The following is a 14,177-nucleotide window of genomic DNA, read 5'->3' on the forward strand; positions in this document are numbered from 1 at the left end:
GCCTCGGGCGGCGGAAACGGTGGCCCTGAATAGGGAGAACTCCCCCCGGGCTGCTCCTGGGGAGGGTACTGCTGCGCCACGACATTGCCCCCTTTGTGGATTTGGGGCAAAAGAATACTGAAATCTCATCCATCACGGATGTAGCAGATGTCGGGCACGATGGGTAATCGAGCGGCGTGATCTCTGCGATGTTCCGGAATCGCCGGGCTCGTCTGCCCTAGCGTTTTTCGCATGAATCTGCAGCAGCTCCGTTACGTGGTCGCCACTGCGGAGCACCGCACCATGACCGATGCCGCCAGATCGCTCTATATCGCGCAGCCCGCCCTGTCCCGCGCGATTCGCGACCTGGAACGCGAACTCGGAATGACGCTTTTCGCGCGCTCGGGCCGCGGGGTCGTCGTGACGGCCCAGGGACGCCGGGTCGTGAAGCTGGCCCGCGAGGCCCTCGACGCGGTGGCCGAGATCGAGGCCTTCGCGACGCAGGGCAACTCCTCCGGCGCCGAACTGCGGATCGCGTCCACACCGAGCCTGGAGCCCGGCCTCGCCGGGCGCCTGCTGCCCGCCTACGCCGCCGAGCATCCCGGCATCCGGGTGCACATCGTGCGGTGCGAGGGCCGGGAGGGGGTGGTCAGCGCGGTCCGCGAGCAGCGCGCCGATCTCGGGCTGACCGATCTCCCGGTGCCCACGGACCTGGTGAGCCACCCGCTCGAACGCCAGGAGATCGTGCTGATCTCCCCGCCCGGCCTCGACCTGCCCGACCCCGTCCCCGTGGCCCGGCTGAACGGCATGCGGCTGGTGCTGCCCGCCCCCGGCAGCCCGCGCCGCAGGGAGTTCGACCAGATCTTCGCCACGTACGGCGTCCGCCCGATCCCCGCCGTCGAGTCCGACGAGCGCCGGGGCTGGCTGCGGGCCGTACGGGAGGGGCGGGCCTCGCTGCTGTGGTACCGGAGCATGGCCGAGCAGGCGGCCAGGGCCGGCCTGGTGGTCCGATCGCTCGATCCCTCGCTCCGGAAGATCATCGCGGTCGTGCACGCCCGGCGGCGGCTGCCCGCGATGGCGCAGGACTTCGTGGCCCTGGCCGAGGGCGGCTCCGCGGCATGACCATCTGCCCGCGGTTTGGAGCGTTCCACGGCCGTGAGCTTCCCGCGGGCACGGATCGGACGACGCGCACCTAGTACGCTGGCGGGCGATGCCCACTACGCCGATGCCCGCAGAGGCGCCCGGCCCTTCGCCCGTCCTGCGCCTGCGCGGCCGTGCCTTCGGTCCCGGCGACTTCGCTGTCATGGCCGTGGTCAACCGGACCCCCGACTCCTTCTACGACAGGGGATCGACCTACGCCTTCTCCGCCGCGGTGGACGCCGCCTCCCGCCTCGTCGAGGAAGGGGCGGACATCGTGGACATCGGCGGCGTGAAGGCCGGTCCCGGCACGGAGGTCGACCCGGCCGAGGAGATACGCCGCGTGGCCGAGGTCGTCACCGCGGTGCGTGAACGGCACCCCGGCGTGATCATCAGTGTCGACACCTGGCGATCGGAGGTCGCCAAGGTCGTCGCGGAGGCCGGGGCCGACCTGCTCAACGACACCTGGGGCGGCGTGGACCCCGAGCTCGCCGAGGTCGCCGCGGCGTACGGCATCGGCCTGGTGTGCGCGCACGCCGGGCGGGTGGAGCCGCGCACCCGGCCCCACCGCATCGCGTACGCCGACGTGGTGGCCGACGTGATCGCGTACACGACGGACCTCGCGGAGCGCGCGGTCGCGGCGGGGGTCCGCCGCGACGCGATCCTGGTCGACCCGGCTCACGACTTCGGCAAGAACACATGGCACTCGCTGGAGGTCAGCAGGCGGCTCGGCGAGCTGACGGCCACGGGGTGGCCGGTGCTGGTGGCCGTCTCCAACAAGGACTTCGTCGGGGAGACCCTGGGCGGCCTGCCCGTGGAGGATCGCCACGCCGGCACGCTGGCCACGCTCGCCGTGTCGGCGCTGCAGGGTGCCCGGGTGTTCCGCGTGCACGACGCGGCAAGCGCCCGTACGGCTCTCGCGGTGGTCTCCCGCCTCGGCGGCGCGCCGGGCTCGCGAAACGGCGCCGAGGCGGAGGTCAGTTGACCTCGCGCTCCGGTCCCGACCAGGTGTCACACGCGGCGGGCCTGCCGCTGCGCCATCCCTGCTCGAACCAGTGCCGCTGTGTGCTCAGGCGGCCGTGGTCACGCACCCACTGTGCGGGAAGCCGGCCGGTGTAGAGGTCCTGGAACTGTGTCAACGGTGGCAGTTCGCCGCGCGCTGCCCTGAGCGCCACTCCGGACAAGCACTCGGCCTGGAGTTCGAGCCGCCGGCTGGCGAGGTCGATCGCTCGTTTGGCGGCGCCTTCGGACCGGAAGTCCGCGTAGTCGAGGATGTTCGTCATGTACTGCACGTGATGCCCGTATTCGTGGGCGATCAGCTGCGCCGCCCACGCCGCCCCCCACGGTCCGATGGTGTCCCCGGGCACGAGGATGTAATAGGTCGAGGTGAGCGGGCAGTAGGTGCCGGCGGCGCCCTTGGCGGGCATCATCCCGCACTGGGGATCGCGCGTGCGGTGCCGGATGTACCTGCGCCGGGGCGGGGAGTAGAAGACCCGCACCGCGGCGAACTCGCGCGTCCAGACGCGGTCCAGGCAGGCCGACGTCGAAGCGAGGTACCTCTTCATCGAGCCCCAGTGGTCCGGCTTGATCGCCGGCAACTCGCAGCGCGCGCTCGTACGCGGCGCCGCGTAGATCGGGCTTTCGAGGGCGGCGCTCTCACCCATGGGCACGGAAACCAGCCGGGGTCCGGACGTCGCCGAGGATGAGGGCGAGGGTGGGGCAGCCGCCGGCGACCGGAGCGTCTCGGTCGACGGTGCGGCCGGCATGGGGGTCGCCCGGGCGGTGGGATCGGCGGTGCAGGCCGTCGCAAGGAGACAGGCGAGGATCAAAGGGGGATGGCGTCGCATTGTAGGGCAAATGGTAGCTGTGACCGGCGACGTGAAGATCCCACCAGAGGGGGCTCAGGTCGCCGGCGTCAGAGGGTCCGCACGGGTCCCGATCACGGTGCGGGAACGTCGGACGGCTCCGGGAATGTGACAACTGGACCGGTTGAATGCGTCTCCGTAGCATTGGCCCGTGCGGCTGAACGTCCTCGGGCCCATGGAACTCGTCGTGGCCGGGCAGGCCGTACCGGCCGGACCGCCGAAGCAGCGAGCCCTCCTGGCCCTCCTCGCGATGCACGCCGACCGCGTGCTCCCCGTGGACCTCCTGGCCGACCGGCTGTGGTCAGGCAACCCGCCGGCCAGCGCCCAGGGGAGCCTGCAGGTCTACGTCTCCAACCTGCGCCGCCGGCTGGAGCCCGACCGGCGGCCGGGCGCGACCGCGGCCGTCCTGGTCAGCGCCGCCGACGGGTACGGCCTGATGACCGGCGGGCTCGACCTCGACACGAGGGACTTCGAGACGCTCGCGTCGGCCGGGACCGGCCATCTGGCCGGGGGACGGCACGAGGTGGCGGCGAACGCCCTCGCCGAGGCGCTCGGCCTGTGGCGGGGCGACCCGTACGCGGACGTGCGGTCCGAGGAGTGGGCGCAGCCGGAGATCGGCCGTCTGGAACAGGTGCGGCTGGACGCGGTGGAGGGGCTGGCCGCGGCCCTGCTGGAGCTGGGCCGCCACACGGACGTGGTCGCGCGGCTGGACTCCTTCGTCCGCGAACACCCCCTGCGGGAGCGTGCCTGGGAACTGCTGGTGCTGGCCCACTACCGGGCGGGCCGGCAGGCGGCGGCCCTCGGCTGCCTGCGGAGGGTGCGGGAGGTGCTCGCCGGGGAACTGGGCATCGACCCCGGGCCGCGGCTGCGGGAGCTCGAAGGCGCGGTGCTGCGCCAGGACGCCGCGCTGCTCCCACCGGAGCGTCCTGCCACGCCGTCACCCCCGCGGCGGCCTGCGGCACGGACGCCGGAACAGCGGACGCCGAAAGAGACGACGGCACGCAGGGCTCCCGAGCCCGCGGCGGAACAGCCGGTCTTCGTCGGCAGGCAGAGCGCGCTGGAGTTCCTGTACGAGGCGGCGAAGGCGTCGTCCGCCGCCGGGCAGGTCGTGCTGGTGGACGGCGAACCGGGCGTCGGCAAGACGAGCCTGCTGAAGCGGTTCCGCGCGACCGCCGACGTGCCGGTCGGCTGGGGGTCGAGTCCCGACCACGAGACCGCGCCCGCCCTGTGGCCCTGGGAGCGGGTCCTGCGCGACCTCGCCGCCGCGGCCCCGGAGGTCGCCCTGCCCGGCGAGGTGAGCACGTTCCTGTCGGGCGGCCTGGAGGCGATCCCGGCGTCCGACGCGCAGGGGGCGCGGCTGCGGTTCTTCGAGGCGGTCGGCACGTTCCTGGCCGGCGCCGGCCCGGTGATCGTCGTGCTGGAGGACATCCACGCGGCCGACGACGCGACGCTGCGGCTGCTGGTCCACGTGGCGTCCACCGCCCGGCCGGGCCTGCTGCTGGTGGCGACCTTCCGGCGGCACGAGGCGTCGGCGCTCACCGGCACGCTGTCGGCGCTGTCGCGGTTCGGCGCGCGCAGGCTCGGGCTCGACGGGCTCGCCGCCGAGGAGGTCCGCGCGCTCGTCCGGGAGTTGTCCGGCCGCGACCCGGGCAGCCGTAAAGCAGAGGAACTGCGCGGGCGCACCGCCGGGAACCCGTTCTTCCTGGCGGAGCTGGCCCGGGCGGGCGAGGAACTGCCGCAGGGCGTGCTGGACGTCGTGCTGCACCGGGTGGCGGGCCTGGGGGAGGAGGCGGCACGTGTGCTGGAGCTCGCCGCCGTGATGGGCGACGAGTTCGAGGCGGGCGTCCTGGCCCAGGTCGCCGGAGGCACGGTCGGCGACCTGCTGCCGCCGCTCGACGCGGCCCTCGGCGCGGGGCTGATCTGGGAGTCGTCGTACCGGCTGGGCGGGTACGAGTTCGCGCACGCCCTGGTGACCGACGCGCTGCTGTCGCGCCGGTCGCGGCTGTGGCGGGCGCGCGTGCACGAGCAGGTCGCGGGCGTCCTCACCCGCGTCCACGGAGACAGGGACGACCGCGCGGCGGTCATCGCGCGGCACTGGCTCGCGGCGGCGGAGCTGGGCGCGGAGCCCGCCCGCATGGCGATGGACTACTCCGCCCGCGCCGCGCGGGCGGCCCTGCGGCGGCACGCGCCCGACGACGCGGCCACCTCGTGGCAGGAGGCGCTGGCGGCGGCCGGGCCGGCCGGGGCCGGCCTGGCCGAGCGGTTCGAGCTCGCCGTCGGGCTGGCCGAGAGCCGCTACGCCGCCGGGCGGTTCGACGAGGGCTACGAGGCGGTCGAGCAGGCGCTCGCCCTGGCCGGCGCCGACCTGGACAAGGCCGTCAGGGCCGCCGACATCGCGATGGGACACGGCGTCTGGGTGCCGTTCCGCTACGGCCTCGACGTGGCCGCCCTGCGGGAGGCGATGGACCGGGCCGTGCGCGAGCTGTCCCCGGACACGTCCGCGTGGGCGACGGCGCAGGCCGTCCGGGCCGTCGTGCACGCCCAGACCGGCCGCGAGGACGAGGTCGACGCGGTCTCGTCGCGGGCCGTGGCGGCGGCCGAGCGCCTGGGCGACCCCGCCCTGCTGCGGCGCGTGCTCCACCTGCGGCTGCTCGCCATGCAGGGACAGGACTTCGTCGAGCAGCTCGCCGCGACCGCGCGGCGCCTGCTGGCCGAGCCGGACCTGTCGTCCCAGCTGAGGGCGATCGCACAGCTCCACCTCGTCGCCCATCACGTCGAGCACGGCAGGGTGCCGCAGGCCCGCGCGCTGCTGGCGGAGACCGACGCGCTGCTGCGCGACCTGCACAACCCCACGCTGGCGCTGCAGGCGGCGATCGCACACGTGGGTCTCGACCTGTTCCAGGGTGTGCCGGACCCGACTCGCCACTTCGAGCCCGTCAGGGCGACGCTGTCCTTCTCCGACCTCGCGTACTTCGAGGTGGGCATGCTCGCCGTGCGGGCCGAGACGCTCATCCAGGAGGACCGCTTCGGCGAGGAGGCGGAATGGATCGAGGAGATGTTCCAGCGGACGGGCATGGCCGGCCTCGCCTACGTCCTGGCGTACGCGCTGGCGGACCGGGGCGAGCACGGGCGCGCCCGGAGGCTCCTGCGGGAGACCCCGCTGCCGCCGCGCGACTACCACTGGGCGATGGCCGCCATGTGCCGGTTGCACGCGGCGATCCGGCTCGGCGAGACGGACATCGTGCGGGAGGTCTACGACGCGTTCCGTCCCTTCGCCGGGCTGCTGCATGTGAGCGGCACCTGCACCACGATCGACGGCGCGTACGACGGCCACATGGGCGAGGCGCTACTGGCGCTCGGGGACCGCGAGGGGGCGCGGGCCCACCTGCGGGAGGCGGTGCGCTTGCTGGAGCGGGCGGGCGGCGGCTACTGGCTGACAAGGGCCCGGCAAGCCCTCGACAAGTGCGCGTAGGGGCGGGGCGCGCAGTCTGTTTCCGACACGTGAGGAAACAGACTGATGATCACACCAGAACACCTGACCGGCTTCCTGATGATGCACGCCGGTTTCCGCGCCGAGTTCGGCCGCCTGGCCGAGGCGTGCGCGAACCCGCGTGACGACGCGCACGAGGAACTGCTGGAGGAGCAGCTCGCGCTCGTGCTGGACATGCTGCACGCCCATCACTCGCACGAGGATGCCAGCCTGTGGCCCACGCTCGCCGGCCGTGCCCCGGAGGCGGCGGACGTGCTGGCCGAGCTGGAGTCGGAGCACTCCGTGCTCGACCCGCTCATCGCGGCCGCCTCCGATCGCGGGGTGCCCCTGGCCGAGCGCGCGCCCACCCTGCGGCGGCTGCACGAGCTCGTCAACGAGCACCTCGACCACGAGGAGCGGACCGCCGTGCCGCTCATGCTCCGCCACCTCACCCTCGACGACGTCGAGGCCGACAAACGCCGGGCGATGGACGACTTCGGGCGCCGCCGTGTCGCCGTCATCTTCGGCTGGCTCGCCTCGAGTGCGGACGCCGATCTGCTCGCGACGTCGTACGCCGACCTGCCGGTCGTGGCCCGGCTCATGTTCCGCCTGTTCTGGTGGCCGGCCTACCGGCGGCGCTTCACCCGCCTGTACGGCGTCACCATCCCCGCGAACGCTGTCCTGGAGTCGTGATGACCGCATCCACGCCGACCACGTGGCCGCACGAGGTGGCTGAGATTCTCGTCCGCGCCATGGTCTGCGAATACGCCTCGCTCACCCGCGAAGGCCGGCCCGTCACCTGGCCCGTCACGCCGTACGCCGGCGCGGCCGGCACGCTCGACGTGAGCACTGGGCTCACCTACCCCGGCAAGGCCGAGCGCGCCCGGCACGATCCGCGCGTCGCGCTGCTCTACTCCGGCGCCGGCGCGGAGGACACGGGCAGCGGGCTCAGCCGGCCGCCCGTCGTCCTCGTGCAGGGCCGGGCGACCGTACGCGACGCGGATCTGCAGGCCAACACCGACCGGTACGTCCGCGAGTCGCTCGCCAAGACCGGCGCCGGGTTCGCCGGGATGCCGTGGTTCCTGGTGAAGCGGCTGGGGTGGTATTTCGCTCGCATCTGGGTGGAGGTCACCCCCGAGAGGATGGTCTGGTGGCCCGAGGGCGACCTGTCCAGGACGCCCGAGGTCTGGACGGCCCCCGGAGACGTCGCGGTTCCCGCCTCCGATCCCGCCCCGACGGGCCCCTGGCTGCCGAGCCGATCGGCCCCGCCCGCGGACTGGCGGCCCTTCGCAGGCCGCGCGGCCCGCCTGGGCGAGCCCGTCGTGACCATGGTGGCCGACGACATGCCGCTGGCGGTGCGCACCCGCTCGGCCGTACGGACCGAGACCGGCTTCGACCTGCGGCTTCCCGCGGGCGTCCAGGCGGCCGAAGGGCCGGTGTGCCTGACCTTCCACCGGCACGGCCCGGCCATGGAGTGGCAGGAGAACGTGGTGCTCGTCGGGACCGCGACCGGAGAGGGCGATCGGCTGAGCGTGCGGGTCGAGCGGGCCCTGGACGACTGGAGCCTGTCGGGGAACCGCCGCGAGCGGATGCGCTCGTTCCTCGGCCAGGGCAGGCTGCTCAGGAAGCGCCTGGAGGCCGAGGCCGCCCGCCGCGGCCAGGCCGTTCCCCGCGTCCGCCGCCCAGACGCGTGACCTCGTCCGCGGACCCGCCGCCAGTACTGCTGGACGTTCTCGTTTCAGCGCGCACAGCTGAACCGTCGCCCCGTTCGCCGTCGAACCGCCCTTCACGTCGAGCACACTCGGGCCGATGTACCCGCTCGGGGTCAGCACGCCACTGGGCGGGCTGAGCGTCTTCCTGCTGCTCTTAAGGGCACTCACGCGGCCACCTTGTCCAGGGCGCCGTCAAAACCGCGTTCCAGCATCGACAATGGCCACGGCCCGGATTTCCTTCTCGGTCATCCCCCGTACCTGCCCCAGGCTCGCACCGCTCAGGTTCTGCACGCCGAGCTTGCGGGCCAAGGATGCGCAGCATGATCGCGTACGCCTTAGCGGTGTTTCGGTTGTCGATGGTGGATAGGGAGGTCGTTTACTGGACGGCTGGCGGTTGCCGCGACCTGATCGCGTCTCCGGAGGAACCAGCGTCCCGGAACCCGCCGAAAATCTTGTGTGTTGTCGGATGCGATTCTCCTTCGGCGGTGGGCGCGGTCCAGTGGACTGCCGCCGTCGTCGGCGCGTCTGCTTCTGCGGGGCCAGGTCCTGCTTCGACGGTTCCGGACGTTCGATGCGGGTGGGGTTGCCGCGTACGAGGTCATCATGGATGCGCCAGCGGTCGGTGGTGGCGGCGCGCTCTGCCGCCTCGTCGCCGTGCTCGATGGCCTGTCGCAGCAGCCGTATGGCAATGCGGCGGTTGAGGCTGAATTGCCGCTCGGTGTCGACTACGACGACGATACCGGTGGGCCGGTGGGTGGCCCGTACCGCGGTGCTGGCTTTGTTGCGATGTTGACCGCCGGGGCCGCCGGTGCGGCAGGCGACGATGTCGACGTCTGCTTCGGCGAAGGTGGTGCGTGGGGTGTCGACCTGGCACGGTTGGGCGATGACGTACCAGTTTTTCCGTCCGGTGTTGGCCCGGTATGGGCTGGGGGCCTGCCAGCACAGGGTTCCGGTCCATGAGGCGGCGAATGCCTCGACGCCGTCTCCTGAGATCTGGATGAGGACCGATCGGTAGGTGCCGGCCCGGTCACCGGGGACAGTTTGGGCCCGATGGGTCTCCAGATTGTGCCGGGTGGCGTCGGCTTCCAGGCGGTGCAGTAGCTGGGCCAGCGCCCAGGTGCACTCCTGCGGCCCGCGTCCGGCTGACAGGAGCAGGTGGACGCTCACGGCCGGCCTCGCTTGCGGCGGTGGTCCCGGTGGTCCTTCTGGGGTGTGGAGCCGAGGTCGGGCGTCTTGTAGGTGACCAGAGGGATGGTGGTGGCCACGGGCGTGGCCAGGTCATGGTCGACGAGGTCGGCGATGACTTGCTCGATGCGCTTGTAGGCCGTTGGTGCCTCCTCGAAGAGGAGTTGGCGGTCGCCGCACACCACCAGCGACCCCATCGGTGTGCGTCGCAGCTCTTCGACCGTGTGCTTGGCACGGCCCCGGCGCAGGGCGTCCGCACGGGACATCTTGCGGCCGGCGCCGTGCGCCACGGAATGGTTGGCGTCCGGCCCGGCGTGGCCGGCCACCAGGTAGGAAGGGGTGCCTCGCGTTCCGGCGATGAGCACGTCGCGGCCGTCGCCCGGTGCCGCCCCCTTGCGGTGCAGGTAGATCTCGTCGTGGACCTCGACGAGGTTGTGGCACTGGTCGAGGATCGGCTCGGTGGGCTCGGTCCCCAGCGCGTGGGCGACCCGGGCGGCCAGCAGCCGTCGGTTGAGTGAGCCCCAGCGTACGGCGTCGTCATGCATCGCCAGGTAGGCGCCGGGATCAGGGGCGGGGCCCGCGCCGTGGAGCTCAGTGTGTGCCCGCAGGATCTGTTCGCCCAAGCCGCGGGAGCCGCTGTGGACGATGAGGACCAGGTCGCCGGCGGCGAGTCCGAGTCGGCTCGCGTGGTTCGGTTCGGAGACGGTCCCGATGCGCGCCAGTTCGACGAAGTGGTTGCCTCGGCCGACCGTCCCGAGGCCCTCGAGGTGACCGGCGGGGATATCGCCCTTCACGACGGCCCAGGCCGGGTCGTCGGCATCCTGCTCAGGGTCCAGCGCGCGATCGAGGTCGGGGAACCGGGCGGCGAGCTTCTCGGGTACGGCGCGCTTGAGCTTGACGGGGAACACGGCGATGCCGCAACCGATGTCGGAGCCCACCAGTAACGGGTACAAGATGGTCGAGGCCATGGCGGCGCCGATTGGGGCGCCCTTGCCGGGGTGCAGATCCGGCATGGCGGCGACGTGCTTCATGCCGTCGAGGGCGGCCACCTGGTTGCACTGTGCGAGGGCCTCGGATTCGATCCAGCTGGTGGGGGAGGCGAACACGGTGACGGTGGCCGACCCCATGGCCGTAGTGGGCGGCAGGAACTCCTGCGGGGAGTGTTGGTGAGACAAAGACGCTCTTTTCGCTGAAACAGGGCATGAGCGGGCGGCATCACGGCGCGAGTCGGCGCAGTGACATCTTGAAGTCGCGGGGGTGTTGTCTGTCAGAGCCTCATGGACACCACATTCTCTGAGCCCCGCCATGCCAGGCAAACGATTTTGGGCCGTACGGGCCTGCATGGCCGTGCGGCTAGGGCATGCCTGCGTGAGTACGTGGCCGCGGGGTCTCGTTGCGGAGTACCGGCAGTGGGCGCCATGGCTTCCTGCATGGTGCGGCGTTCAGCTGATGGGTTGCTCGGACCAGGTTTCGGGTTCGGCTGATGTTGCCCCGGTCTTGTGGACAGCTGAACGCTTGGGACGATGTGTCCCGGGAGGAGTTCAGAGCGCGACGAGCTCGGAGCGGCGGGCCATCATCCATCAGCCGACCACCAGCATGAACTGGTCCCGCATGCCGGCCACGGTACGCGGCAGCGCGGCGACCATGGCCTGCAGCTGCTCGGGCAGGATCGGCGGAGCCTTCCGTTGCCGCCAGCCGTCATCCAGGAGCCGCCGCTTGTAGCCGCGCAGCGCGTGCCGGGCGGCCTTGGTGTTCGGCTTCGGCTGGTGCGCCAGCTCGTGCCGGCTGAGAATGCATGCGATGGCCTGGTCGATCGTCGCCGGGGCCAGGCCCGCAATCACCATGGACGCGACGTAGTTGGCCAGGGTCAGCTCCCCGCACGGCAGCGGGCTGAAGCCGTACTGCTCGCACCAGGACTCGAACTGTGTCCAGGCGCGCCGGTAGGTGGTGCGGGTGTTCTCCGCGACGCCGTCGTAGATCAGCGCGGCGGCCTCGGACGTCAGATACTCGCGGGGAGCGTCCGGAGCGGGTAGATCGTCCCCCGCGGGAACGACCTTCCCGTGCAGCACCACCCCGTCGAGCTCCGAGCACGCGCAGGAGATCGCGGAGCGTATTGTTCATCACGTTTTGCACGTCGGTGAACACCTGATAGCCGCGCACGTCAAGGCGGGCTTGCCGGTCGTGCTGAGCCCAGAGCACGGTGTAACCGTCTGCCTGCCACGCGCGGCCGAGGTACATACCGCCGAGCGAGCTCTGGCGGTCGCTGTCGTACGGCGGCAGACCGGCCTCGAATACAGCACTGGCAATCTCCGCGGCCAGCACCACCTGCGGGCTGCGGTCGCGCCTGCGGCGGGCGCGGTCGTGCCATGAGCGCGCAGCCGGTTCATGATCCGCGACTCCGTCACCGTGGTCAGCCAGGGATCTCCCGCACCTCGAGGTGCCACGCTCGTCTGCAGGCGGTCACCCTGGCCCACGCGATCCGTGGGTCGACCACGAACGCGTGCCGCGCGTTCGCGAGCGCGTCGAAGCTGCCCGGACACTCCCCGCCGCCGGCGCATTCGCGCATGCGGTCGTGGCCGAGTGACTCTCCGAACACGTCGTGCAGAGCGGAGCAGAAATAGGCGTAGGAGGCGAAGTCGAGGCGAAGGCGGGCCGCGTCCGCGGATTCGCCCGGCTCCCCCTTCAGCACGGCGTCGACGATCTCCATCGGCGGTTTGGCGGCGCCGCCCGCGTGACCGATGTCGTAGAGGACCTCCTCGAGATCTCCGCCGCCGCTCGGGCAGGCGACACCGAGCGCATGGCCGATCGCCTGGGCCTTGCGGGTCAGCTCGTCCCGGACCAGCGCGGAGCACAGGTCGCCGAGCGAGGGTGGCGCGAGGGCGGTCCCCCGCCCGGCGACGTCCTCCATCGCGAGCACGTACCGGTCGGCCTCCATGACGAGCTCGGACGGCTCCTCACCGGCGTCTCCCGCCATCATGGAGGCGCCGATGCGCACCAACTGGCGCGCCGACCGGATCAGGTCGCGGGCCAGCCCTCCCGACAACACGTGACACAAGGCGACGTACGGTTCGCTGAGCCCGATCACCCGCCGGTACAGGAGCCTGCGACTCTCCGCGTAGTCGAGCAGCCCGACGCGCGCGATCTCGTCGAAGGAGCTGTCGAAGGCGTCCCTCGCCGGGATGCCCCGCCGCTCGAAGGCCATGAGGGCGTCGTCGGACACCGAGATCATGAAGTACACGTGCGGAACGCCGAAAATGCCCTTGATCTCGTTTGAGGAACTGCTCGGCCTGATCGGCGGACCCGATCTTGTCGAGTTCGTCCACCCCGACGAACACGTTCTCCCCTCGCGCGTGCGCGAACGTGGCGACCCGGTGGGCGAAGGATCGGAACTGCTCCACGACCTCCGGATAGCTGAGTGGCTGTTCCGCGTGGGTGACGCTACCCGTCACCTGGCCCTCGAACCCGGCGGCCAGTTTGACCCCACTCGACCACCCGAGGGTGCGCGACTGCAGGAACCGCACCCTGAGCAGGTTGCGCCGGGCCGCGGCCACGATGCCCGCCCGGGCGCGCCGGGACGCGCGCCGCCGTGTGAGCAGGCCGCTCCAGCGTTTCGTCTGGCGCACCAGTCCGAACAGAGCGGGGGCCGCCGCCGATGCGGCGACCCATGCCGGCGGCACTCCCAGGAGCACGGAGACCGGCTGTGCCACCACGAGCATGAGGAGCAGGACGAGACCGTGATGGACGACGGTTCCGGCCCGCCCGGCCAGGACGCGCCTGAGTCCGCGTACGCGCCTGCGGAACGCCGCCCGGCCCGCGTGCCGGGGAGTGGCGTAATGGGCGACGACGGCCCGGCAGAACGTCGCGAACAGATGGAGCACGAAGTCGCGCGCCGCGTAGTCGACGGGCGCGGAGACCATGCACCGCAGGTCATCGCCCGTCGCGCCCGGAGGTTCGCGGGGAGCGGCCGGGGGCGACCCGGGGGAGCAGTAGCGCCGCACGATCGTCGACTTGCCCGACCCCCGGGGACCGGCGATGCCGAGGCTGATCCCCGCGACGCTCCTGATCAGTGCGTCGACCTGGTCGATGGTGTGGGTGTCCACGTTGTACGCGCTGTCGTACACCTCGCTCAGGCCGGGGCTGCTGCTCACCGAGAAGGCGTGGTCGAAGCGGTTCTCCCGCATGGTGTTGAGGAGCGTCCGCACCTGGGCGAGGAGCTCGACGCGGCTCACCGCGACGATCAGACGGTCGCGCGCGAGCGTCAGCGACGAGCTCCAGTCGGGAATCGGCCCTCGGCGCAGGACCTCGTGCCCGTTGATGAGCCCGATGCGCGGCTTCGACAGCAGGTGCGCCGCGGCGGCCGCCGTCACCGCCGTGCCTCCCGCCCAGAGCGCGATCCACGACCAGTCCCACCACCGGGCGAGGGCGCCGAACGCGATAATGACTATCCCCGCCCCGGCGATCCTGCGGCTCACGTACCTGAGCGCGTCGAGCTCGTCGGGCAGATCCGGACCGGGGAGCTCTGCCTGGCCGACGTGCGTACGTCTGGACAGCTCGGCCCGGTACGCGGCGTACTCGTCCGGCGCGAGGCTCAGCACCCGGTGCGCGCCGACCAGCAGCCTCGACCGCACCGCGCTTCCGGGCAGGCGGAGGTCGGCCAGCGCGCTCCTGATCTCCGGCCGCGCCATCACCCGGTCCAGCGCGGTCATGTACATGTCGAACAATGCCGGGTCCTCGGAAAGAGGGTTCGGCTCGGCCGCCATGGTCCTCACCCCCGGCTGCTTCGGGCGAGCCGGCTTGATCAGCCAGTCGCCCTGTGCGGGACCCATGTCC

The 14,177-nt window shown here is 71.9% G+C and carries 11 protein-coding genes; 5 read left to right on the forward strand and 6 right to left on the reverse strand.

What is annotated here, in order from left to right; genetic code table 11:
• Nucleotides 1-231: 231 nt before the first annotated feature.
• Complete coding sequence (locus HHX30_RS14425) at nucleotides 232-1,101, forward strand: LysR family transcriptional regulator (protein ID WP_169982424.1); 870 nt, start codon at nucleotides 232-234, stop codon at nucleotides 1,099-1,101.
• Between the two features lie 88 nt (nucleotides 1,102-1,189).
• Nucleotides 1,190-2,101: a dihydropteroate synthase gene (gene folP, locus HHX30_RS14430; protein ID WP_249350015.1), complete on the forward strand. Its 912-nt coding sequence runs from the start codon at nucleotides 1,190-1,192 to the stop codon at nucleotides 2,099-2,101.
• On the opposite strand, the gene HHX30_RS14435 is transcribed toward folP, so the two are convergent.
• Nucleotides 2,094-2,780 (reverse strand): neutral zinc metallopeptidase, encoded by a 687-nt coding sequence (locus tag HHX30_RS14435; RefSeq protein ID WP_169982425.1) that lies wholly within the window; start codon nucleotides 2,778-2,780, stop codon nucleotides 2,094-2,096. The genes folP and HHX30_RS14435 overlap by 8 nt on opposite strands.
• 352 nt (nucleotides 2,781-3,132) lie before the next feature.
• Between HHX30_RS14435 and HHX30_RS14440 the strand changes: the two genes are divergently transcribed.
• Genes HHX30_RS14440 through HHX30_RS14450 form a run of 3 tightly spaced genes read left to right on the forward strand, consistent with a single transcriptional unit; the run spans nucleotide 3,133 to nucleotide 8,144 of the window.
• Nucleotides 3,133-6,453 carry a BTAD domain-containing putative transcriptional regulator gene (locus HHX30_RS14440; RefSeq protein WP_169982426.1) on the forward strand — a complete coding sequence of 1,107 codons (3,321 nt, stop codon included), beginning with the start codon at nucleotides 3,133-3,135 and terminating at the stop codon, nucleotides 6,451-6,453.
• 45 nt (nucleotides 6,454-6,498) lie between these two features.
• Entirely contained in the window at nucleotides 6,499-7,143 is a 645-nt protein-coding gene (locus HHX30_RS14445) for a hemerythrin domain-containing protein (protein ID WP_169982427.1), read from the forward strand.
• Nucleotides 7,143-8,144 carry a hemerythrin gene (locus HHX30_RS14450; protein ID WP_169982428.1) on the forward strand — a complete coding sequence of 334 codons (1,002 nt, stop codon included), beginning with the start codon at nucleotides 7,143-7,145 and terminating at the stop codon, nucleotides 8,142-8,144. Before HHX30_RS14445 ends, HHX30_RS14450 begins: the two co-directional genes overlap by 1 nt.
• Before the next feature lie 210 nt (nucleotides 8,145-8,354).
• On the opposite strand, the gene prfH is transcribed toward HHX30_RS14450, so the two are convergent.
• From prfH to HHX30_RS14475, 5 genes are all read right to left on the reverse strand, one after another.
• The gene (prfH, locus tag HHX30_RS41620) at nucleotides 8,355-9,329 is read right to left on the reverse strand and encodes a peptide chain release factor H (RefSeq protein WP_311922388.1); all 975 of its coding nucleotides are present in this window, start codon (nucleotides 9,327-9,329) and stop codon (nucleotides 8,355-8,357) included.
• Complete coding sequence (locus HHX30_RS14460; RefSeq protein WP_211591995.1) at nucleotides 9,326-10,522, reverse strand: RNA ligase RtcB family protein; 1,197 nt, start codon at nucleotides 10,520-10,522, stop codon at nucleotides 9,326-9,328. The genes prfH and HHX30_RS14460 overlap by 4 nt, the downstream gene beginning before the upstream one ends.
• A 405-nt stretch (nucleotides 10,523-10,927) precedes the next feature.
• The gene (locus tag HHX30_RS14465; RefSeq protein ID WP_169982429.1) at nucleotides 10,928-11,419 is read right to left on the reverse strand and encodes a hypothetical protein; all 492 of its coding nucleotides are present in this window, start codon (nucleotides 11,417-11,419) and stop codon (nucleotides 10,928-10,930) included.
• Between the two features lie 338 nt (nucleotides 11,420-11,757).
• The gene (locus tag HHX30_RS14470; protein WP_169982430.1) at nucleotides 11,758-12,324 is read right to left on the reverse strand and encodes a hypothetical protein; all 567 of its coding nucleotides are present in this window, start codon (nucleotides 12,322-12,324) and stop codon (nucleotides 11,758-11,760) included.
• Nucleotides 12,302-14,173: a hypothetical protein gene (locus HHX30_RS14475; protein ID WP_169982431.1), complete on the reverse strand. Its 1,872-nt coding sequence runs from the start codon at nucleotides 14,171-14,173 to the stop codon at nucleotides 12,302-12,304. The genes HHX30_RS14470 and HHX30_RS14475 overlap by 23 nt, the downstream gene beginning before the upstream one ends.
• Nucleotides 14,174-14,177: the final 4 nt, after the last annotated feature.

This window comes from Microbispora sp. H10836 (assembly GCF_012999525.1).
Taxonomy (GTDB): domain Bacteria; phylum Actinomycetota; class Actinomycetes; order Streptosporangiales; family Streptosporangiaceae; genus Microbispora.